Genomic DNA, 20,441 nt, shown 5'->3' with positions numbered 1-20,441 from the left:
CTCATCGTCCCTTCCCCTCTCGCAGGCGCGGATTGGAGATGCCGTCCACGCCGAAGTTGATCAGTGTCAGGCTCAGAGCGAGCAGGGCGATGCAGAGACCGGGGGCGAACAGCAGCAGCCACTGTCCGGTGAGCAGGGAGTTGGAGTTCTGCGCCCAGTAGAGCATCGTCCCCCAGCTGACGATGCTGGAGTCGCCGAGCCCGAGGAACTCGAGTCCGGCCTCGGCGAGGATCGCCGCAGTCGCTGCTCCGAAGAGCGTGCCGGCGATGATCGACGTCATGTTCGGCAGGATCTCGCGGAACACGATGCGCGCCCGGCTGTCACCCGAGAACTGCGCCGAGGTGACGAAGTCGTTGCCTCGCAGCGACTGGGTCTGGCTGCGCAGCACGCGCGCGCCCCACGCCCACCCGGTGACGACGATGACCGCGATGATCATCAGGATGCCGCCGTTCTGCAGGTACGCGGCGATCACGATCATGAGCGGGAGACCGGGGATCACGAGGAAGAGGTTGACGATGAAGCCGACCACCTCCCCCAGGAAACCGCGCATGTAGCCCCAGCTGAGACCGATCAGCACGGCGACGATCGTCGAGAGGATGCCGGCGGCCATGCCGACCAGCAGACTGACCTGCGAACCGTAGATCAGCTGGCTCAGCACGTCCTCGCCTGCAGCGGTGGTGCCGAGCCAGTGCGCGGCCGATGCATCGGCGTTGCGCTCGAACGTGTTGACCTTGGGGCCGTACGGGGCGAGCAGCGGTGCGAACACCGCGACCACGACGAACAGCCCGAGGATGATGAGGCCCAGTCGGGCCTTGCCGTTGGACCAGAGGGTGCCCACCATCCGGGCGAACGAGCGCCACGGGCTGGGAGCCGCGATCCGGTCGGAGGGAACCTTGACATTCATGGTGGAGGTCATCGGCGGGTCCTTGGATCCAGCACGCCGTACAGGATGTCGACGAGGAAGTTGGCGATGAGCACGCTGACGGTGATCATCAGGAAGAGCGCCTGCATGAGCGGGTAGTCCTGCCCGATCACGGCGTTGAAGAGCAGATAGCCGATGCCCGGGTATCCGAACACCTGCTCCACGAGGATCGATCCGCCGACCACACCGCCGAGCGTGAGCCCGAAGCCGGTGAGGTTCGGCAGGATCGCGTTGCGCGCGGCGTAGCGGAGGGCGATCGTGCGACCGTGCAGACCGTTCGCCTCGGCGAAGGTCACGTAGTCCTCACCCAGCGTGTTGATCATCGCGTTGCGCATGCCGATGATCCACCCGCCGAGCGAGGTCAGCAGGATGGTCAGCGCGGGGAGAACCGCATGCTGCGCGAGGTCGACGATGAAGTCCCAGGTGAACCCGGGCGTGGTCGTCGCCGCATACGCTCCCGTCGTCGGGAACCAGTGCAGCACGTAGCCGAAGAAGAACAGCAGCAGCAGCGCCGTCCAGAAGTACGGGAAGGTGCTGAGGAACGACCCCGTCAGAGTCGGCAGGCTGTCGAGCCATGTGCCGCGGCGCCAGGCCGCGGCGGTGCCGATCAGGGTGCCGATCACGAACGCGAGGATCGTGACGATGCCGACGAGGCCGATCGTGTAGGGCAGTGCGGTCGAGACCATGCTCGAGACGCTCTGCGGATAGAACGTGTACGAGACACCGAAGTCGAGTCGTGCGACCTGACCGAGGTACGCCACGTACTGATCCCAGATCGATCCGGTCGGCACGCCGAGCTGGGCCTCGATCGCGGCCCGCGTCGCATCCGACACCGGACCGTTCTGCGAGAGCTTCGCGATCGCGGCGTCTGCCGGCGAACCGGGCATGAGGCGCGGAAGGAAGAAGTTCAGCGTGATCGCTGCCCACAGCGTGAGCACGAACAGGCCGACCTTCTGGAGGACGTACTTCATCGGTCATCCTCCTTGACGCGCTCGAGCCGGGTGAAGATGCCCAGCGGCGCCGAGTCGTAGTTCTGCGGAATCATGTACGGGTCGTCCTCTGTGGGCCAGCCGGTGAACTTGGAGTCGTTGAAGAGGCCCCAGATCCCGCCGTAGTAGAGGCCGATGACGGGCAGGTCGTCGTAGACGATGCCCTGCAGCTCCTCGACGATCTCGGTCTGGCGGGCGGGGTCGACGGTCTCGCGGTACTCCTTGAGCAGGGCGTCGGCCTCGTCCGAGCGGTACCGCTCGAAGTTGTTCGCGGTCGCCTCGCCGGACGGCACGTAGAACTCGCTCGAGAGCAGGTTGTTGAACGCCTGGTAGACGTTGCCGTTGCCCATGCCGCCGATGGCCATCTCGAAGTCGCCGTTGCTGATGGCGCTCTGATATCCCGCCGGCTGCGGGAGCTTGAGAGTCACCTTGACGCCGACGTCTGCGAGCTGGCTCTGCACGGTCTGCGCCGCGCGGGTCCAGTCCGAGAAGCCGTTGGCGGTCGTCAGCGCGAACTCGAGCTGCGTGCCGTCGGCGCCCACGAGCCGGTCACCGTCGAGGGTGTACCCCGCCTCGGCGAACGCGGCGAGTGCGGCATCCGTGTCCTGGGTGATCATGCCCTGGTCGGGGATGCTCGGATCGAGGTACTCCTCCTGGTTGGGGAGGATGAGCCCGGTCTGCCCGGCGGGTTCCATGTACCCCTCGGATGCGGTCTCGGCGATCTCCTCGCGATCGAGCGAGAGGGCGATGCCGCGGCGCACGTTCACGTCGTCGAACGGAGCGACCTCGAGGTTCGGCATGAGCGCGATGACTCCACCCGGCGGGAACCACCAGGCGTTGTGCTCGCTGGCCGCACCCCAGGTGCCCTCGACGTCGGAGATGAACGAGTAGGCCCAGTCGTAGCCGCGGGTGACGGTGTCGAGCTGCGAGTTCGTGGACGGCAGGATGATGTGCTCGATCTCGATCTTGTCGGCCTGCCAGTAGTCGGGGTTCTTGTCGACCGAGTACTGCTGGTCGTTGTAGTTGCCGAGCACGAACGGTCCGGTGCCGACCGGGTTCTCGTTGCGGTAGGTACCCGGATCCTTCACGTCGGCCCAGAGGTGCTCGGGCACGATCATGGTCTGACCGAGGATCGGCAGCGACGGGGCGTCGTCTGTCTGAAGGTGCATGATGACGTCGTCGCCGTCGACCTCGACGGTCTCGAGGTGCTGCCAGGCGCCCTTGATGTCGAGCGAGGGATTGTCCTTCAGCAACTGGAAGGTGAACGCCACGTCATCGGGCGTCAGCTTCTCGCCGTCGCTCCATTCGACGTCGTCGCGGATCGTCATCACGACCGTGCGGGCGTCGGGCTGCGACCATTCGCTCGCGAGCCACGGGTTCTCGGTTCCGTCGAGCGGGTTCACCAGGATCAGAGGCTCGTAGATCCACCTCGACGCCGTGCGCGTGTTGGTGAGGTACGGATTGAAGTTCCGCGTGAAGAACGGGTTCCCCTTGTCCGCATTGATGAGCATCGTGTCGTCGCCGATCGATGGATCGGGCTGCGAACTGATCTGGATGCTGCAACCGCTGAGCACGACGGCTGCTGCCGCCAGTCCCACGATCGCGGCTCTCCGCCAGCGCCGGAGCATGTGCGTCTTCGCCACACTGCCACCTCATGTCGTCTGTGTCATGAAGGGGGTCCCGGGGGTCGGGGCGCCCCGCGGCCGAAGCCGCATGAGTGATTGTAAGCGCATACATTTTGCGAGCGCAAGCCCTCGACCACCGCACAACGAGGGCGACTTCCCCGCCGTGACGAGGATTGGAGCGGTGCCAAACCTGTCTTTATCGCGGTGAATCGCGCAGCGAGCGCACCATGCTCCGCAGCGCCCGGAGCGCAGCCGCCTGCTCGTCGTCGGTCATGCCCGCGAGCATCCGCACCTCGACGGATCGCACCGCGGCCGTGGCCTGCGCCAGACTGCTCCTCCCCCGCGGCGTGAGCGTCGTCGGCAGCGCCTTGCCCACCGGAGCCTCGGGCGGTCTCGTGACGAATCCATCCCGCTCGAGCGCCTGCAGCAGCACGTTCATGGACTGCCGCGTCACGAACGCTCCGCGGGCCAGCTCGGAGTTCGAGAGGCCGGGCCGCTGGGCGAGCAGTTCGAGACACGAGTAGTGCGTGATGGTCATGCCGAGCGGACGCAGCACCTCCTCCATCGCCGAACGCAGCGCACTGGAGGCCTCCTTCAGGAGGTATCCGAGCGATGTGTCGAGGTCGATGCCGCCGCCGTCTTGACTCATGTCAGTATTCTGACATACATTGATCCGTGTCAGATAACTGACATCACAGGAAAGAGCACATCATGCCCGTCACCGGACCCGACTTCATCTCCCTCCAGACTCGCGACCTCGCCGCGTCGCAGGCGTTCTACGAGCAGTACCTCGGCCTCGTCCGCTCGCCGACGGGGCCGCCGCATGCCGTCGTCTTCGAGACCGCACCGATCGCGTTCGCACTGCGCGATATCGCCCCCGGCACAGACCTCGACGGCGTCGACCAGCCGGGGATCGGCGCCGCGATCTGGCTGCATGCCAGCGACGTGCAGGCGATCCACGACGCTCTCGCCGCCGCAGGGCACACGATCGTCGCGGATCCGATCGACGGCCCGTTCGGCCGCACCTTCACGTTCGCCGACCCCGACGGCTACCGCATCACGCTGCACGATCGCGCCTGAGCGGGTCGTCGGACCGCTCAGGCGGGGCGCTGCGAGCTCTCGCGGACGAGGATCTGCAGCGGCAGGCGCACCGTCATCGGCTCGGCATCCGGCTGCTCCAGTCGTCTGGCGAGCAGCTGCACGGCGGCGCGGCCGAGGTCGATCATCGGCTGACGCACCGTGGTCAGTGTCGGCCGCGAGAGCGCGGCAGCCTCGATGCCGTCGAATCCGGTGACCCGCACGTCGTCGGGAACCCGGATGCCGGCCGAGCGGAACGCATCGATCGCCCCGAGAGCCATCTGGTCGTTCGCCGCGACCAACGCGGCCGGTGCGCCGCGGGCGATCAGCTCCTCGGCGGCGCGGCGTCCCGATGCGCGCGTGAAGTCACCGCGCAGCACCGTCACATCATCCGCCGCGATGCCCGCCTCGGCTATGGCGGCAGCGAAGCCCTCCCAGCGCTGAGCACCGTCGGGCGAGTCCTCGGGGCCTGCGAGGAAGGCGAGGCCTCCCGGGTCGGCCTGCGCGAGCACCAGACGCGTGAGCTCCGACATCGCCTCGGCGTTGCTGACGGTCACGTGGTCGTAGCTGTCGCCCCGCGCCGGCCCCGAGAGCACGACCACCGGGATCCGCTGGGCGAGCCGAGCGAGCACGTCGTCCGGCACGCTCTGCGCCAGCACCATCAGCCCGTCGACCCGGCCGGCGATGTCGCGCACCGTCTCGCGGGCGGGGTCTCCCCGCCCGACGCCGATCATCAGCACGAACCCCTGCTTCCAGGCCTCCAGCTCGGCACCGCGCAGCACCTCGTCGAGGAAGAGCATGGTCGGATGCGGCGCCCCCGCGTCGGCAGAGGCCTGCTCGACCGTGAAAGGCGGCACCTCGGCCTGATCCCCGGCGAGCACATCGAGCACGGGAGCGTCCTCCGAGGCATCGAAGCCCGGGAAGTACAGCCCCAGCACGCCGGTGCGGCGTTCGGCCAGGCCGCGCGCGCTGCCGCTGGGCACATAGCCGAGGGCAGCCACCGAGTCGAGCACCCGCTCGCGGGTGACCGGACGCACCGCATCAGGCTGCCGCAGCACACGGGAGACCGTCGCGATCGACACGCCCGCGCGCTCTGCGACGTCGTAGACGGTCGCCTTCTTGGTCACGCTCGGTCCTCCTCCGGTTGCGTGTGCACCAGGGTACCCGGGGCGAGACTCACCGTCGGCGCGCGACGAGCGAGCCGTGGGGCCTGGCGCTGATCTCGGCCTGCTCCCGGCCGCGGGTCTCACTCGACACGACCGCGAAGCCTGCATCGGCGAGAAGCTCCGCGAGCGCGTCGGCAGACCAGAAGAATGCCGGAGCGACGGCGTGCGCGAACGACTCGCGCGGCTCGCCGTCGAAGAATCCGATGAGGATGCTGCCGCCGGGGGCCAGCACGCGACGGAACTCGGCGAGGATCTCGGGCAGGTCCGCCGGAGGCGTGTGGATCAGCGAGTACCAGGCGAGGATGCCGCCGACGGAACCGCCGTCGAGCGGCAGGTCGCGGAACGTCCCGAGATCGAAGGGGACATCGGGGTGCCGTGTCCGCGCGGTCGCGATGAACTCCGCCGACAGGTCGACTCCCCGCGCCTCGCGCCCGCCCGTGCCGAGGAACCCGGTCCAGTGCCCGGGCCCGCATCCGGCATCGAGCAGCCGTCCAGGGGTCGCGTCACGCCAGGCAGCGATGACCGCCGCATCACGTGGATCCATCTGCTCGATCGCGCCGGCCAGCTCGACGTACTCCGCGGCCCTCGCGTCGTAGGCGGAGCCGACCGCGGCGTCAGTGCCCTGCACCATCAGCTGCGGGCGGCGAGCGCTGCCTGATACAGGTCGCGCGACGACAGACCGGTGGCGGCGGCGACCTCGGCGCACGCCTCTTTCAGGCGCACCCCGGATGCGACGAGGCTCTGCACCTGCGCGAGCGCGTCTTCCGCAGACGCCTCACGATGCGGCGCCCCCTCGACGACGACGACGATCTCACCCTTGACCCCCGCCGTGGCCCACTCGACGAGCTCGGCCGAGGTGCCTCGACGTACCTCCTCGTAGAACTTGGTCAGTTCACGGCACACGGCGATGCGGCGGTCGGCACCGAACGCAGCGCCCATGTCGGCGAGCGACGACGCCAGCCTGGCGGGCGACTCGAAGAAGACCATGGTGCGGGGCTCTGCGGTGAGCGCCCGCAGGGTCGACCGCCGCTCCCCCGGCTTGCGGGGCAGGAACCCCTCGAAGGTGAAGCGATCGGTCGGGAGCCCGGAGATCGAGAGGGCCATCAGCACCGCACTGGGTCCGGGGATGGCCGTGACCGTCACGCCCTGCGCGACGGCTTCGGCCACGAGACCGTAGCCGGGATCGCTGATGGCCGGCATCCCCGCGTCGCTCACCACGACGACGTCGGTCTCGATGGCGAGGGTCGCGAGCTCTGCCGCCTTCTGCTTCTCGTTGTGATCGTGCAGCGCGATCAGCCGCGGACGGTTCGCGATCTGCAGAGCCTGCATCAGCTTCTGCGTGGTGCGGGTGTCCTCGGCGACGATGACCTCCGCGTTCTCCAGCACTTCGACGAGGCGACGCGAGACATCCCCCAGGTTTCCGATCGGTGTTGCGGCGAGGATGATCACCCGCCCAGCTTAGGCGGGCCCCATCGGCGGAGTGTCTAGGCTGGTGCGGTGACCGCGCCCCTGCCCCTGCTGCCTCCCCCCGAGCAGCGACCGACGCGCTACGAGCGACTGCGCGACCGCGTGCTGCAGGACCCCGACTGGGGGCGCATGATGCGCTGGTTCGCACCTCTCGTGGTGACCGCCCTGGCTGCGGTGCTGCGCCTGGTCAACCTCGGGCACCCGCACCAGCTCGCGTTCGACGAGACCTACTACGTCAAGGACGCCTGGTCGCTCTGGACTCTGGGATACGAGGGCACCTGGGGCAAGGACGCGAACGAGGCGTTCATCACGCTGCAGCAGCTGCCGCTGTCGGATGCCGGGGCGTTCATCGTGCATCCGCCTCTCGGCAAGTGGCTCATCGCCCTGGGGATGGCTGTCGGCGGCCCCGACAACACGGTGGGCTGGCGCATCGCGACGGCTCTTCTCGGCGCGGCCACCGTGCTGCTGACCTACCTGGTCGCCCGCAGACTGACCGGCTCGATCGTCGTGGCCACCGTCGCCGGCTCTCTGCTCGCCATCGACGGCCTCAGCATCGTGATGAGCCGCACCGCGCTGCTCGACGGCCCGCTGACGTTCTTCCTGATGCTCGGCGCGCTGTTCATCCTGATCGACCGCGACCGGTCGATACCTCTGCTCGAACGCAGCGCCCCCGACTCCCCCGAGCCGATGTGGGGCCCCGTGCTCTGGCGGCGTCCCTGGCTGATCGCCGCGGGTGTCGCGCTCGGCGCGGCCTGCGCCGTGAAGTGGTCGGGGCTCTACGCTCTGGCGGCGTTCGGCCTGTACACGGTGGTGACGGATGCTCTGGCGAGACGCCGCGCCGGAATCGTCCTCTGGCCGACCGCGGCGGCGTTCCGTCAGGGGCCGGTCTCCTTCGTGCTGCTGGTCCTGCCGGCGCTCGCCACCTACCTCGTGAGCTGGACGGGGTGGCTCGTCACAGCCGGCGGCTATGCCCGTCAGAGTGACCCGAACCCGCTGATCGCGCTGTGGAACTACCACGAGGCGATCCTGAACTTCCACGTCGGCCTCAGCAAGGGGCACCCCTACGCGAGTCCTGCGTGGGAGTGGCCGCTCCTGCTGCGGCCCACGGCGGTCTGGGTGGGCAGCGATCCGGGGCCCTGCGGTGTCGACCACTGCATCGCGGTGATCTCGACGATCCCCAACCCGATCATCTGGTACGCCGGTGTCGCCGCCGCCCTCTACCTGATCTACCGGCTCGTGCGCGGGTGGATCGAACGCACGCCGGTCGGCCCCGCGTTCACGTTCCCGCTGGTCGGGCTCGCGGCGACCTACGTACCCTGGCTGCTGTTCCCCGAGCGCACGATCTTCCAGTTCTACACGGTCGCCATGGCGCCGTTCCTCGTGATCGCGCTCGCCGTCGCGCTGCGTCAGATCGCGGGGCGACGAGACGATCCGCTGCATCGCCGCCAGTCAGGCGAGCGCACGGTGCTGATCTTCCTCGCCGTGGTGCTGCTCGTCTCGGTGTTCTTCTACCCGGTGTGGACCGGCATGAGCGTGCCCTACGACTTCTGGCTGCTCCACAACTGGCTGCCCGGCTGGATCTGACCTGTCAGCCGGCGTCGCCGGCGACGTGCTCGACCAGCGGCAGCACGCGCCCTGACAGGTGGGTGCGCATCGCGATCGATGACGCCGTGCGCGAGACCCCCGGCACGAGAGCCACCCGGTCGAGCACCTCCTGCAGCTGGGTCGCATCGCGAGCGACGAGTCGCAGCTGCATGTCGCTCGCACCGGTCACGGTGTGCATGTCGACGATCTCGGGCACCGCATCGGCGAGCGCCGTGGCGACATCGTCGTGACCCACCTTCTGGTCGATCTCGACGAGGCAGAACGCGACGACCCCGTAGCCGAAGCCCGCGGGGTCGATGCGTGGCACGATCGCCTCGATCACCCCGCCCTCATGCAGGCGCGCGAGACGGCTGGTCGCGGTGCCCCTGGCGACCCCCAGACGTCGCGCGCACTCGAGGATCGGCAGCTGCGGCGACTCGGTGAGCATGCGGATGAGCTCGGCGTCGAGGCGGTCGATGTGCACGGTCAGTCCACCACCGCGCTGTCGCGCTCGCTGGTGACACCGGGGCGGGAGGCGTTCCGTGTGAGTCGCGCGACGATCAGGAGCACGACGGTCAGGCCGATGGTGAGCAGCAGCTGCACGCGCGCGGCGCCGTCGATCATCGTGAGCGCGATGACACCGGCGAGGAGCGCCAGGCACAGCCACGACAACCAGGGGAAGCCCCACATCCGCATCGGCATGTCCTCCCCGGCCCGATCGGCACGGCGGCGAAGGATGATCTGCGACACGGCGGTCGCCGTCCAGATGACCAACAGCGTGGATCCTACGACGTTGAGGAGCGCGGGGAGCACCACGTCGGGGAACGCCCAGTTCAGTCCCACGGTGACGAAGCCGAACGCGACGGAGGCGAGCACGGCGACCACCGGCACGCCCTTCGACGTCGTGCGGGTCGCAGCGAGCGGAGCCAGACCGCGCTCCCCGAGCGAGTAGGCCATGCGAGATGCGCCGTAGATGTTCGCGTTCATCGCCGAGAGCAGCGCGATCACCACGATGAGGTCCATCACGAGCCCGACGCCGGGCAGCTGCAGGGTATCGAGCACGGCAGAGAACGGCCCGTCCTTGACGGCGGGGTCGTTCCACGGCAGCACCGACACGATGACGAAGATCGAGCCGACGTAGAAGATCAGGATGCGCACGAGCACCTCGCGCACGATCCGACGGATGTTGCGCGCGGGGTCGTCGGACTCGGCAGCCGCGATCGCGACGACCTCGGTGCCGCCGAACGCGAAGACCACGATCAGCAGCGCGGCGGCGATGCCGGTCAGTCCGTTCGGTGCGAAGCCGCCGTTGTCGACGAGGTTGGCGATGCCCGTCGCGGGAACACCGGGGATGAAGCCGACGATGGCGCACACGCCGACGACGAGGAACACGATGATCGCGGCGACCTTGATCGCGGCGAACCAGAACTCGAACGTGCCGTAGTTGCGCACCCCGAAGAGGTTCACCGCGGTCAGTGCCACCACGAAGACGAGCACCCACACCCAGGCCGGGATGCCGGGGATCCAGGCAGAGATGATCCCTCCGGCTCCGGTCGCCTCCGCCGCGATCACCACGACGAGCTGGATCCAGTAGAGCCAGCCGACGGCGCTGCCGGCGCTGCGTCCCATGGCCTTCTGCGCATACGAGCTGAAGGCACCGGAGCTCGGCCGGGCGGCGACCATCTCGGCGAGCATCGCCATGATCAGCACCACGATGCCACCCGCGACGAGGTACGAGATCAGCACAGCGGGGCCGGCGATGCTGATCGCCTGGCCCGAACCGACGAACAGCCCGGCGCCGATCGCGCCGCCGAGTCCCATCATCGAGATCTGCCGGCGGGTCAGCCCGGGGTGCAGACCTTTCGTCGTGGTCGTCGTGGTCGGAACCTCGGTCATGCGCGTGCCTCCTGCAGTGCGGTCTCAGCCTGGAGCGCTGACTGCACCCGGTCTATGTCCTCCATTGAACCCGATGAGATGCGGATCCCCTCACCGGCGAAGACCCGCGTGATCACCCCGCCCTCGTTCAGCAGGGACTCGAGTTCGTCGGTGCGGTCGCCCGCGGGGACCCAGACGAAGTTCGCCTGCGAGGTGACGGCGGGCCAGCCGGCGTCGACGAGCAGCGCGCACAGGCGATCGCGGTGCGCGACGACCTCGTCGATGCGCACCGCGAGCTCGTCCTCCGCATCAAGGGATGCGAGCGCTCCGACCTGGGCGAGGTCGGTCACCCCGAACGGCACGGCGACCTTGCGCTGACTGTCGGCCACCGCGAGCGGCGAGAGTGCGTAGCCGATGCGCAGACCGGCGAGGCCGTACGCCTTCGAGAAGGTGTGCAGCACCGCGACGTGCGGATACCGGTGGAAGAGCTCGACGCCCGCCCCGTGCGACCCCGTGCGGTCGAAGTGCACGTAGGCCTCGTCGATCACGACGAGCACGTCGCGGGGCACCGCCGCGACGAATGCCTCCAGCTCTGCCGCTCCGACGACCGTTCCGGTCGGGTTGTTCGGGTTGCACACGAAGATCAGCCTCGTGCGCGGGGTGATCGCGGCGAGCATGGCATCGAGATCGTGGGCATGCTCGGCGTTCAGCGGCACCGCGACAGGAGTCGCTCCGGCGATGCGCACGAGTGACGGGTAGGCCTCGAACGACCGCCACGCGAACATGACCTCGTCTCCCCCACCGGCCACCGCGTGGATGAGCTGAGAGGCGATCTCGACGGACCCGGCACCCACGGTGACGGCCGCCGGCTCGACGCCGTAGCGCTCCGCCAGGCGCTCGCGCAGAGCGGCGGCGCTCATGTCGGGATAGCGATGGATGGTCGCGAGGCGCTGCTGCACCGCCTCGACGACGGACGGGAGCGGCGGGTGCGGAGACTCGTTGGAGGAGAGCTTCGAGGCACCGGCCGGGGCGGAACGCCCCTGGCGGTAGGCAGGCACGGCGTCGAGTCCGGCACGGGTGGGAAGAGTCATCGTCTGAGCGTCCTTGCTGAGATGCGGTGGCGTCCGGGCGGCGCCTGCTGTCGCGCAACACTAGACCGGATGATGAGAGGTGGGCAATCGGTGCAGCATCCGGTGCGCAACGCGCGCAACTGGCGGGGTGGAATCGCGGAACCGGCGAGCAGACTGCACAGTCATACGCGGGGCGGCGGGCACCGCGCGGGAACACCCGCGCAACGCTCGCTGAGTGCTCACCGCGCGAGAGGAAGCTCGGCGGGATCGCTCACGGGGAGCCGGCACACGAACGATCGGCAGTCGAACGCCTGCTCGCCCGCACTCCCCTTGCCCTCGAACAGCTCGAAGCCGGCGTCCGCGAATGCCCCCGCCTGCTCCGGGGTGACGATCGCGACGACATCGGCGTCTGCCCGACGAGCGGCGGACGCGAGGGCACCCTGCGGCGCCTCGGTGACGACGACGACCTGCCTGGGGGCATCGACGAGCCCCGCGGCGACCCGCAGCAGACTGCCGTGCGCGAACGGCTGACCGATCGCCGAGCCGGCGTGCTCGCGCACTCGCGCTGCCGCGGCTTCGCGATAGCGGTCCCCTGCACCGAGCCGCCAGGCCGTGAGCGATGCGGCGGCGACCGCGGCCGCATCCGAAGGCAGGTCTCCGTCGGTCTGATCGGGCGCGGCCGCGATGCCGTGCTCAGCGAGCAGCGGATCGCCCTGGAGGCCGGAGAGGACCACATCGAGCAGGTCGCGACCCTCGACGGCCCACCGAGGATCGCCGGTCGCGGCGGCGAGCGAGAACAGCCCGTCGGCGAGCAGCGCGACATCAGCGGAGGTCGCGACGGCCTGCGACGCGACGCCGTCGAGAGACGCGCGCACCAGAGCGCCCGCCGTGTCGCGGTTCACCCGCAGCACGTATGCCGCGGCATCCTCCGCCTCGGCGACCCAGGTGGGCTCGCCGAGCCTCGACCCGGCGCGCGCCAGCGCCCCGATGGCGAGCCCGTTCCAGCCCGTGATGACCTTGCCGTCGACAGCCGGGGGCTCGAGTCCCGCCCGTTCGGTCACCGGTCGCAGGTAGTACCCGCCCTCGCTGCGCTGACCGTCGATCAACGACTCCGAATCCTGAGCGGCACCGAAACCGCCGCCCTCGCGGCGCAGAGTGCCCACGAGGAAGTCCGCGATACCGCGCGCGGTCGACTCGTCCCCCGCATCCAGTGCCACGAGCAGCAGCTGGGCGTTGTCGGTCAGCATCCGCTCGTAATGCGGCACGGTCCAGTCGCGCTGCGTCGCGTAGCGGAAGAAACCGCCGTCGGCATCGCGCAGATCGGATGCCGACATCGCGGCGAGCGCCCGATCGGCCGCGGCCGCGGCATCCGGAGCCTCCCGCCGCACCAGCGGCGTCTGCAGCAGGCCCAGGGTCGTCGCGACGGGGAACTTCGGGGCGCCGCCGAACCCGCCGAACTGCCGATCCTCGCGTGCAGCGATGGCCTCGGCCGCCCCGGCGAGCGCCGCGGCGTCAGGCAGATCCGAGGGCACGGCGGCCCCCGCTCTGGCGAGCGCATCGGTCACGGCATCCGCCGACTCCTCGGCCTGCACCCGGCGCAGGGTCCAGGCCTCGTTCACGGCCGCGAGGACATCGCGGAACGCGGGCAGCGGCTGTCGCGCCTCGGGCGGCCAGTAGGTGCCTGCATAGAACGTGCGGCCCCGCGGAGTCGTGAACACCGTCAGCGGCCACCCCAGGTTCTGCGTGAACGCCGACGCTGCGGCCATGTAGGCACCGTCGACGTCGGGGTGCTCCTCGCGGTCGACCTTGATCGCCACGAAGTCGCGGTTGATCAGGGCGGCCGTGTGCGGGTCGGCGAACGACTCCCTCGCCATCACGTGGCACCAATGGCATGTCGAATAGCCGATGGAGATCAGCAGCGGCACGTCGCGCCGCTGCGCTTCGGCGAAGGCCTCCGGCCCCCAGGGATACCACTCGACGGGGTTGTCCGCGTGCGCACGGAGGTAGGGGCTGAGCGTGTCGGCGAGCCGGTTCGTCATACGCCCACGCTACGCCGGTCGGGCCTCGACGAGACGGTCAGGAGACGAGCAGCTCCACGGGCCGGGAAGCGGCGTAGCCGACGAGAGGCAGCGCGCGGTCTGCGGCGAGCTCGATCCGTGCGCGGAGCACGTCGGATGCGATCACATAGCCGTCGAAGTCGGTGTCGCTGGCGTAGACGCCGAGCGGCAGCGTCAGCGCCTGGAAGAAGGCGAACAGCGGCCGCAGCTGGTGCTCGATGATCAGCGCGTGGCGCTCTCCTCCTCCGGTCGCCGCGAGCAGCACCGGCTTGCCGACGAGCTCGTACTGGCCGACGAAGTCGAACAGATGCTTGAACAGGCCGGTGAAGGACGCGCGGTAGACGGGGCTGCCCACGATCAGCAGGTCTGACGCCTCGATGGCCACGAGCTTCTCCTCGACGCTCGCCGGCAGCTGGTCGCGACGAAGCGCCCCCGCGAGCGACGGACCGATGTCGGTGAGCTCGATGACCTCGATCTCGACCTCGGCGCGCTCGGCGATCGCCCCCGCGATCGCACGGATGAGGGCCGTGGTCTTGCTGGGCTCGTGCAGAGAACCGGAGACGGCGACGACGCGGTAGGGAGCAGTCATGCCGTTGACGCTACTCACGACGACGCCCCGTGTCGCGCGAAGCGACACGGGGCGTCATCTGTCGAAACGGGACGCCTCAGTTGACGTCGTCGGGGTGCGAGCCGACACGGCCCGAGCCGTCGAGCGGGTCGAGCGCGTCGATCTTCGCGATCTCGGCGTCGGTCAGCTCGAAGCCGAAGACGTCGAGGTTCTCGCGCAGACGCTCTGCCCGCACCGACTTCGGGAAGACGATGAAGCCCTTCTGCAGGTGCCAGCGCAGAACGGCCTGGGCGGGGGTGACGCCGTGCGCCGCTGCAGCCTCGGCGATCGCCGGCGTGCCGAACAGGTCGTACTTGCCCTGGCCGAGCGGCCCCCACGATTCGATGCGGATGCCGTGCTCGGTCGCCCAGTCCACGACGTCGCGCTGCTGGTAGGCGGGGTGCAGTTCGATCTGGTTGACCGCCGGGGTGACGCCGGTCTCGGCCACGACGCGCTCGAGGTGCGGCACCAGGAAGTTCGAGACGCCGATGCTGCGCGTGAGGCCGGCGTCGCGCAGCTCGATGAGCTTGGCGAACGCGTGCACGTAGTCGTCCTTGGCCGGGGTCGGCCAATGCACGAGGTAGAGGTCGACCGCATCCAGGCCGAGCTTCTCGAGGCTCTCGCCGATCGCCGCACGCGGCTCCTCGCCGTGGTGCCGGTCGTTCCAGAGCTTGGTGGTGATGAACAGCTCGTCGCGGGCGATGCCGGATGCGGCGATGGCCGCGCCGACGCCCTCTTCGTTGCCGTAGATGGCGGCCGTGTCGATGTGGCGGTAGCCGATCTCGAGCGCCTCGCTCACGGCGCGCTCGGTCTCGTCGGCCGGAACCTTGAACACCCCGTAGCCGAGCTGCGGGATGGAATGGCCGTCGTTCAGTTCGAGTGCAGGAATCGTCATGGTCCCACCCTACGACCTGTGATGACAGGTGGCCCAGGGGGAACCGCGGCCATCCTCGTCGCAGCCCAGCCGACGAGTCGTTCGAGCGGCCCTCGTCCGAACAGGATCGACCACAGCGTCGTGGCGAGAAGGAGCACGATCGCTGTGGCGGCCCAGAACGCGTTGCTCGAGAAGAAGCCGCCGGGTCCTGCGATCAGCGCGACCGACGCGACGTGCACGCTGTAAGCCGACAGCGGCATCGATCCCAACGCCCCCAGCGGAAGCAGCACCGCGCGCAGCGGTCCGCTGAGCAGCACGCACAGCGCGATGACCGACAGGGCGAACCCGCCGGACCCCAGGATCTCGGCCGTTCCGCCGGAGTGCGGATCCACGGCGAAGATCGCCCGGACGACGGCCCCAGCCGGGTCCGCCGCGGCCAGCGCATCGGGGTAGGTGCTCCATCCTGCGGCGCCCTCTCCGCCTGTCATCCACGAGGAGGATCTGATGCCGCTGACACCTCCGACGAGGCCGAGCCCGTAGCCGACGAGCATGAGCCCCACGCCGACGCCGAACGTGATCGCCGCGGTCTCGAGCTTCTCGACGTGCAGGCGCCCGAGAGCCATGCCTGCGAAGACGAACGCGAGCCACGCCGTGATCGGATACGAGCCGTAGAGCACGAGGCTGATGCCCGCTCCGGCGGGGTACAGCGTGAGGGCGGCCAGCAGCGCGAGCACGGCCGGCGCCGCGAGCGCCAGGATGCCGGCGGCGATCAGCAGCTTCCAGGGCTGCCACCGGAGGAACGGGATGACGGCCACGTAGAGAAGGCCGTAGAGGGCGAGGATCACCGCGATCGGCGTGTTCAGCATCTCGAGCGCCAGACCGATCAGGAAGATCACCGCTCCGCGACCGACGAGCTGCAGGCGGATGCTCGGCATCCGCTCGGGGTCCGGAAGAGCGCTGCGCCCGGTCATCAAGGCGATCGAGATTCCGGCGAGCACCGCGAACAGGATCGACGAGCGCCCGTGCACCAGGTCGGTCCACGTCGACAGGTCGAACGGATCGAACGCCTCGGTCTCGCCGATGTGCGCGCCGGCCATGCCGAGGATCGCGAGGCCTCGGGCGACGTCGAGGCCGAGGATGCGCGGGGGCCGCCCGAACTCACGAAACCACCGCGTTGCAGGAAGGGGCTTCGACACAGTGCTCACGGATGAATCGTACGATGGGAGTTCTATGCCTTCCCCCGTGATCTTCTATCCTCCCGAGCTGCCCGTCAGCGCTGCGCGGGACGAGATCGCCGACGCCATCCGCGACAACCAGGTGGTCATCGTCGCCGGAGCCACCGGGTCGGGCAAGACGACTCAGCTTCCGAAGATCTGCCTCGACCTCGGGCGCGAGCGCATCGCGCACACGCAGCCCCGTCGACTGGCCGCCCGCACGATCGCCGAACGCGTCGCTGAGGAGCTGCAGGTCGAGCTCGGCACCCTCGTCGGTTACAAGGTGCGCTTCACCGACAAGGTGTCGGACGAGACGCGCATCGCGCTGATGACCGACGGCATCCTGCTCAACGAGATCCACCGCGACAGGCTGCTGCGTCGCTACGACACGATCATCATCGACGAGGCGCACGAGCGCTCGCTCAACGTCGACTTCCTGCTCGGCTACCTCGTGCGAATCCTCCCCGAGCGCCCCGATCTCAAGGTGATCATCACCTCGGCGACGATCGACCCCGAGAGCTTCGCCCGGCACTTCGCCTCGCCCGACGGCGTGCCTGCGCCGGTCATCGAGGTGTCGGGACGCACCTTCCCCGTCGAGATCCGCTATCGGGCCCAGACGGACGAGACGGAGAACGCCGAGGAGGCCGACGAGGTCACCGCTATCGTCGCCGCGCTGCGCGAGCTCGACCGCGAGGAACCGGGCGACGTGCTCGTGTTCCTGCCAGGCGAGGCCGAGATCAGGGACGCGGCGGATGCCGTGCGCGGCGCCTATTCGAAGGATCGCTCCCCCACCGAGGTGCTGCCGCTGTACGGCCGGTTGTCGGCCGCCGAGCAGCACCGGGTGTTCGAGAAGAGCCGCGTCGCCGGGGTGCGGCGCCGCGTCGTGCTCGCCACGAACGTCGCCGAGACCAGCCTCACGGTTCCCGGCATCCGCTATGTGATCGACACCGGCACCGCGCGCATCTCGCGCTACAGCAACCGGTCGAAGGTCCAGCGGCTGCCGATCGAGGCGATCTCGCAGGCATCCGCGAACCAGCGCTCCGGCCGTGCCGGGCGCACGAGCGACGGCATCGCGATCCGCCTGTACAGCGAAGAGGACTTCGAGAGTCGGGCGGAGTTCACGGAGCCCGAGATCCTGCGCACGTCGCTCGCCTCGGTCATCCTGCAGATGCTGTCGCTCGGGTTCGGCGACATCACGGCATTCCCGTTCCTCACTCCGCCGGACTCCCGCGGCGTGAAGGCCGCCGTCGATCTGCTCACCGAACTCGGCGCCGTGACCGGGAGCGGCGACACCCCTCGCCTCACCCGCATCGGCCGGGACATCTCGCGCATCCCGATCGACCCCCGCTTCGCCCGCATGCTCATCGAGGCCGGCCGGCCCGGCGGGGCGGATGTCACGCGCGACGTTCTCGCGATCGTCGCCGGCATGTCGATCCAGGACGTGCGCGAGCGTCCGTCGCAGGAGGCTCCCCAGAGCGTGCGCGACGAGGCCGACCGGATGCACGCGCGATTCGCCGACCCGACGAGCGACTTCCTCTCGATCCTGAACCTCTGGAACCACCTCAGAGAGCAGCAGCGCGAACTCGGCTCGAGCGCCTTCCGTCGACTCTGCCGGTCGGAGCACCTCAACTACGTCCGCGTACGCGAGTGGTTCGACGTGCATCGCCAGTTGCGGTCGCTGGTGAAGGACAAGGACTCAGGGCGCTCGGGCAGCGCGGATCCGGAGGCGATCCACCGCGCCCTGCTCGCGGGTCTGCTGTCGCAGATCGGCATCCTCGACGAGCGCAACACCGGCAAGGGCATCGATCCCAAGAAGAAGAGGATGGCGGAGTACCGCGGCGCCCGCGGCATCCGCTTCTCGATCTTCCCCGGCTCCGCGCTGCGCAAGAAGGCCCCGCAGGCGGTCATGGCCGCCGAGATCGTCGAGACCTCACGCACCTACGCCCGCACGGTCGCCGCGATCGATCCCGCCTGGGCCGAGGCGCTCGCGGGCGACCTCGCGAAGCGCCAGATCACCGAGCCGCACTGGTCGAAGGATGCGGGGGCCGCTGTCGCCTACGAGAAGGTGACGCTGTTCGGGGTCGAGATCATCCCCCGCCGTCGCGTGCAGTTCGCCCGCATCGACCGCGCAGCCTCGCGCGAGATGTTCGTGCGGCATGCGCTCGTCGAGGGCGAGTGGGACCCGACCCGCATCGACAAGCGGGTCAGCGCGTTCTGGCGCAGCAACGCCGAGCTGCGCAAGCGCCTCGAGAAGCTCGAGGAGCGCGAACGCCGCCGCGACATCCTCGCCGGCGACGAGGCGGTCTTCCGCTTCTACGACGAGCGCATCCCGGCCGACGTCTTCGACGTGCGCTCGTTCGAGAAGTGGTGGCGCGAGACCCTGGCCGCCACACCGAAGCTGCTCGTGATGCGCGAGGCGGACCTGCTCGACGACGAGAGCAGAGCGGATCAGAGCGAGTTCCCCACCCGATGGACCCAGGGCGATCAGGTGCTCGGACTCGCCTACCGCTTCGAACCGGGAGCCGCGGACGACGGCGTCAGCGTCGTGATCCCGCTCCCCCTTCTCGCGCAGATCGAGGATCGCGGGTTCGACTGGCAGGTACCCGGCCTGCGAGCGGAACTCGTCACCGGACTGCTCCGCGCGCTGCCGAAGGCGATCCGCCGCCATGTGGTGCCCGCGGCCGACTGGGCCGACAAGTTCGGGGTCGAGCTCGCCGGAGACGGGCCGGAGTCGCACGGCGGCCTCCCGAACCGCACGCTGAAAGAGGCGCTCGCACGCCTCATCCAGCCCCTCGCGAATCAGCTCGTGTCCGCGGCGGACTTCGAGGACGACCGGGTACCGGCGCACCTGCGCATGAACTTCCGTGCCGTCGACGAGCGCGGACGCGTCGCAGGATCGAACCGCGACCTCAGCACCCTGCAGGCGGAGCTCGCCGATCGGGCCCGCAGCAGCGTTGCCCGGTCGATCGCAGCCCCGCCCCGCCGACCGGGGCCCTCTAAGGGTCCGCAGCCGGCAGCGGCGGCCGCCGCTTCCATCGAGCAGGAAGGCCTCACCGCCTGGACGTTCGGCGAGCTCCCCGAGGTGCTCGACACCCGCGTCGCCGGCGGTGTCGTCCGCGGCTATCCGGCGATCGTCGATCAGGGCAAGACCGTCTCGGTGCGCGTGGAATCGACAGCCGACGCTGCGATCACGGCCACTCGCGCGGGCGTGCAGCGACTGGTGCTGCTCGGCGTGCCCTCGCCCTCGTCGTATGTGCAGCAGCACCTCACCAGCCAGGAGAAGCTCGCACTCGCCGCGTCGCCGTATCAGTCCGCGGCAGCCCTCATCGAAGACTGCCGTGCCGCCGTGGTGCAGAAGCTGATCGACCGCGAGGCTCCCGGCGGGATCGTGCGCACCCAGGTCGAGTTCGAGCGCGTGCGCGACGCCGTCTCGGCATCCCTCGTCGACGAGCTGTTCGCCTGCGTCTCGCTCGTCGCCCGCATCCTCACGAAGGCGCGTGACGTCGAGCGCGGCATCAGGTCGCAGAACTCGCTCGCTCTGCTCGGGCCGCTCAACGACATCCGCACGCAGCTCTCCGGCCTCCTGCACCCGGGCTTCGTCTCTGCCGCGGGCGTCGATCGCCTCGCGCACTTCCCCCGGTACCTCGACGGGATGCTCGACCGGCTGAAGACCCTGGCGAACGAACCGGGCAAGGACCGCACCCGCATGAGCGAGTTCGAGCGCATGGCGAAGGTGTTCGAGGATGCCGGTGGGACGATCCCGCTCGAGCCCGGAGCCCCCGCTGCGCTCGTCGAGACCCGCTGGCTGCTCGAGGAGTATCGCGTGAGCGTGTTCGCGCAGCGGCTCGGCACCGCCCAGCCCGTCTCGCCGCAGCGCATCATGAAGGTGCTGGCATCCCGGGGGTAGCCTGAGG

The 20,441-nt window shown here is 69.4% G+C and carries 17 protein-coding genes; 3 read left to right on the top strand and 14 right to left on the bottom strand.

The window, feature by feature from the left end:
* Position 1: 1 nt before the first annotated feature.
* From AC04ME_RS09890 to AC04ME_RS09875, 4 genes are all read right to left on the bottom strand, one after another.
* Entirely contained in the window at positions 2–916 is a 915-nt protein-coding gene (locus AC04ME_RS09890; RefSeq protein ID WP_042537384.1) for an ABC transporter permease, read from the bottom strand.
* Positions 913–1,893, bottom strand: a complete 981-nt coding sequence (locus AC04ME_RS09885; RefSeq protein WP_042537382.1) for an ABC transporter permease — start codon at positions 1,891–1,893, stop codon at positions 913–915. The genes AC04ME_RS09890 and AC04ME_RS09885 overlap by 4 nt, the downstream gene beginning before the upstream one ends.
* Positions 1,890–3,554: an ABC transporter substrate-binding protein gene (locus AC04ME_RS09880; RefSeq protein ID WP_228385543.1), complete on the bottom strand. Its 1,665-nt coding sequence runs from the start codon at positions 3,552–3,554 to the stop codon at positions 1,890–1,892. The genes AC04ME_RS09885 and AC04ME_RS09880 overlap by 4 nt, the downstream gene beginning before the upstream one ends.
* Positions 3,555–3,732: 178 nt before the next feature.
* On the bottom strand, positions 3,733–4,185 hold the full coding sequence (locus AC04ME_RS09875; protein WP_309690110.1) for a MarR family winged helix-turn-helix transcriptional regulator: 453 nt from the start codon (positions 4,183–4,185) through the stop codon (positions 3,733–3,735).
* A gap of 62 nt (positions 4,186–4,247) precedes the next feature.
* Between AC04ME_RS09875 and AC04ME_RS09870 the strand changes: the two genes are divergently transcribed.
* Complete coding sequence (locus tag AC04ME_RS09870; RefSeq protein ID WP_309690113.1) at positions 4,248–4,616, top strand: VOC family protein; 369 nt, start codon at positions 4,248–4,250, stop codon at positions 4,614–4,616.
* A gap of 17 nt (positions 4,617–4,633) precedes the next feature.
* Here AC04ME_RS09870 and AC04ME_RS09865 read toward each other — a convergent pair whose 3' ends face one another.
* The 3 genes from AC04ME_RS09865 to rsmI are packed head-to-tail and all read right to left on the bottom strand — an operon-like array spanning position 4,634 to position 7,228.
* On the bottom strand, positions 4,634–5,740 hold the full coding sequence (locus AC04ME_RS09865) for a LacI family DNA-binding transcriptional regulator (RefSeq protein WP_228385544.1): 1,107 nt from the start codon (positions 5,738–5,740) through the stop codon (positions 4,634–4,636).
* 49 nt (positions 5,741–5,789) lie between these two features.
* The gene (locus tag AC04ME_RS09860; RefSeq protein WP_079113239.1) at positions 5,790–6,410 is read right to left on the bottom strand and encodes a class I SAM-dependent DNA methyltransferase; all 621 of its coding nucleotides are present in this window, start codon (positions 6,408–6,410) and stop codon (positions 5,790–5,792) included.
* Positions 6,410–7,228: a 16S rRNA (cytidine(1402)-2'-O)-methyltransferase gene (gene rsmI / locus AC04ME_RS09855; protein ID WP_475434757.1), complete on the bottom strand. Its 819-nt coding sequence runs from the start codon at positions 7,226–7,228 to the stop codon at positions 6,410–6,412. Before rsmI ends, AC04ME_RS09860 begins: the two co-directional genes overlap by 1 nt.
* A 48-nt stretch (positions 7,229–7,276) precedes the next feature.
* Here rsmI and AC04ME_RS09850 point away from each other — a divergent pair, with 48 nt between their 5' ends.
* Positions 7,277–8,830, top strand: a complete 1,554-nt coding sequence (locus AC04ME_RS09850) for a dolichyl-phosphate-mannose--protein mannosyltransferase (protein WP_475434756.1) — start codon at positions 7,277–7,279, stop codon at positions 8,828–8,830.
* A 4-nt stretch (positions 8,831–8,834) separates the two neighbouring features.
* Here AC04ME_RS09850 and AC04ME_RS09845 read toward each other — a convergent pair whose 3' ends face one another.
* From AC04ME_RS09845 to AC04ME_RS09815, 7 genes are all read right to left on the bottom strand, one after another.
* Entirely contained in the window at positions 8,835–9,314 is a 480-nt protein-coding gene (locus tag AC04ME_RS09845; RefSeq protein ID WP_056373472.1) for an Lrp/AsnC family transcriptional regulator, read from the bottom strand.
* Positions 9,315–9,316: 2 nt separating this feature from the next.
* On the bottom strand, positions 9,317–10,726 hold the full coding sequence (locus AC04ME_RS09840; protein ID WP_056373475.1) for an amino acid permease: 1,410 nt from the start codon (positions 10,724–10,726) through the stop codon (positions 9,317–9,319).
* Positions 10,723–11,796 carry a histidinol-phosphate transaminase gene (gene hisC / locus AC04ME_RS09835; RefSeq protein ID WP_475434754.1) on the bottom strand — a complete coding sequence of 358 codons (1,074 nt, stop codon included), beginning with the start codon at positions 11,794–11,796 and terminating at the stop codon, positions 10,723–10,725. Before hisC ends, AC04ME_RS09840 begins: the two co-directional genes overlap by 4 nt.
* A gap of 218 nt (positions 11,797–12,014) precedes the next feature.
* Positions 12,015–13,814: a thioredoxin domain-containing protein gene (locus tag AC04ME_RS09830; RefSeq protein WP_475434752.1), complete on the bottom strand. Its 1,800-nt coding sequence runs from the start codon at positions 13,812–13,814 to the stop codon at positions 12,015–12,017.
* Between the two features lie 37 nt (positions 13,815–13,851).
* Positions 13,852–14,421: an FMN reductase gene (gene msuE, locus AC04ME_RS09825; RefSeq protein WP_042537450.1), complete on the bottom strand. Its 570-nt coding sequence runs from the start codon at positions 14,419–14,421 to the stop codon at positions 13,852–13,854.
* A 76-nt stretch (positions 14,422–14,497) separates the two neighbouring features.
* Positions 14,498–15,334: an aldo/keto reductase gene (locus AC04ME_RS09820; protein ID WP_042537356.1), complete on the bottom strand. Its 837-nt coding sequence runs from the start codon at positions 15,332–15,334 to the stop codon at positions 14,498–14,500.
* Positions 15,331–16,518, bottom strand: a complete 1,188-nt coding sequence (locus AC04ME_RS09815; RefSeq protein WP_231567455.1) for a heparan-alpha-glucosaminide N-acetyltransferase domain-containing protein — start codon at positions 16,516–16,518, stop codon at positions 15,331–15,333. The genes AC04ME_RS09820 and AC04ME_RS09815 overlap by 4 nt, the downstream gene beginning before the upstream one ends.
* A 25-nt stretch (positions 16,519–16,543) precedes the next feature.
* Here AC04ME_RS09815 and hrpA point away from each other — a divergent pair, with 25 nt between their 5' ends.
* A complete protein-coding gene (gene hrpA / locus AC04ME_RS09810) occupies positions 16,544–20,434 on the top strand; it encodes an ATP-dependent RNA helicase HrpA (protein ID WP_042537352.1) in 3,891 nt (1,296 codons plus the stop codon).
* Positions 20,435–20,441 lie beyond the last annotated feature (7 nt).

It is taken from the genome of Microbacterium sp. LjRoot205, from assembly GCF_056175745.1.
Note: the sequence above shows the minus strand (reverse complement) of the source record. Positions and strands in the feature narration are given on the sequence as shown.

Excerpts from the sequence above, each read along its gene's own strand:
- AC04ME_RS09890 (WP_042537384.1), bottom strand. The coding sequence starts at position 916 with ATGACCTCCACCATGAATGTCAAGGTTCCCTCCGACCGGATCGCGGCT.
- AC04ME_RS09885 (WP_042537382.1), bottom strand. The coding sequence starts at position 1,893 with ATGAAGTACGTCCTCCAGAAGGTCGGCCTGTTCGTGCTCACGCTGTGG.
- AC04ME_RS09875 (WP_309690110.1), bottom strand. The coding sequence starts at position 4,185 with ATGAGTCAAGACGGCGGCGGCATCGACCTCGACACATCGCTCGGATAC.
- AC04ME_RS09870 (WP_309690113.1), top strand. The coding sequence starts at position 4,248 with ATGCCCGTCACCGGACCCGACTTCATCTCCCTCCAGACTCGCGACCTC.
- AC04ME_RS09860 (WP_079113239.1), bottom strand. The coding sequence starts at position 6,410 with ATGGTGCAGGGCACTGACGCCGCGGTCGGCTCCGCCTACGACGCGAGG.
- AC04ME_RS09840 (WP_056373475.1), bottom strand. The coding sequence starts at position 10,726 with ATGACCGAGGTTCCGACCACGACGACCACGACGAAAGGTCTGCACCCC.
- hisC (WP_475434754.1), bottom strand. The coding sequence starts at position 11,796 with ATGACTCTTCCCACCCGTGCCGGACTCGACGCCGTGCCTGCCTACCGC.
- AC04ME_RS09830 (WP_475434752.1), bottom strand. The coding sequence starts at position 13,814 with ATGACGAACCGGCTCGCCGACACGCTCAGCCCCTACCTCCGTGCGCAC.
- msuE (WP_042537450.1), bottom strand. The coding sequence starts at position 14,421 with ATGACTGCTCCCTACCGCGTCGTCGCCGTCTCCGGTTCTCTGCACGAG.
- AC04ME_RS09820 (WP_042537356.1), bottom strand. The coding sequence starts at position 15,334 with ATGACGATTCCTGCACTCGAACTGAACGACGGCCATTCCATCCCGCAG.
- hrpA (WP_042537352.1), top strand. The coding sequence starts at position 16,544 with ATGCCTTCCCCCGTGATCTTCTATCCTCCCGAGCTGCCCGTCAGCGCT.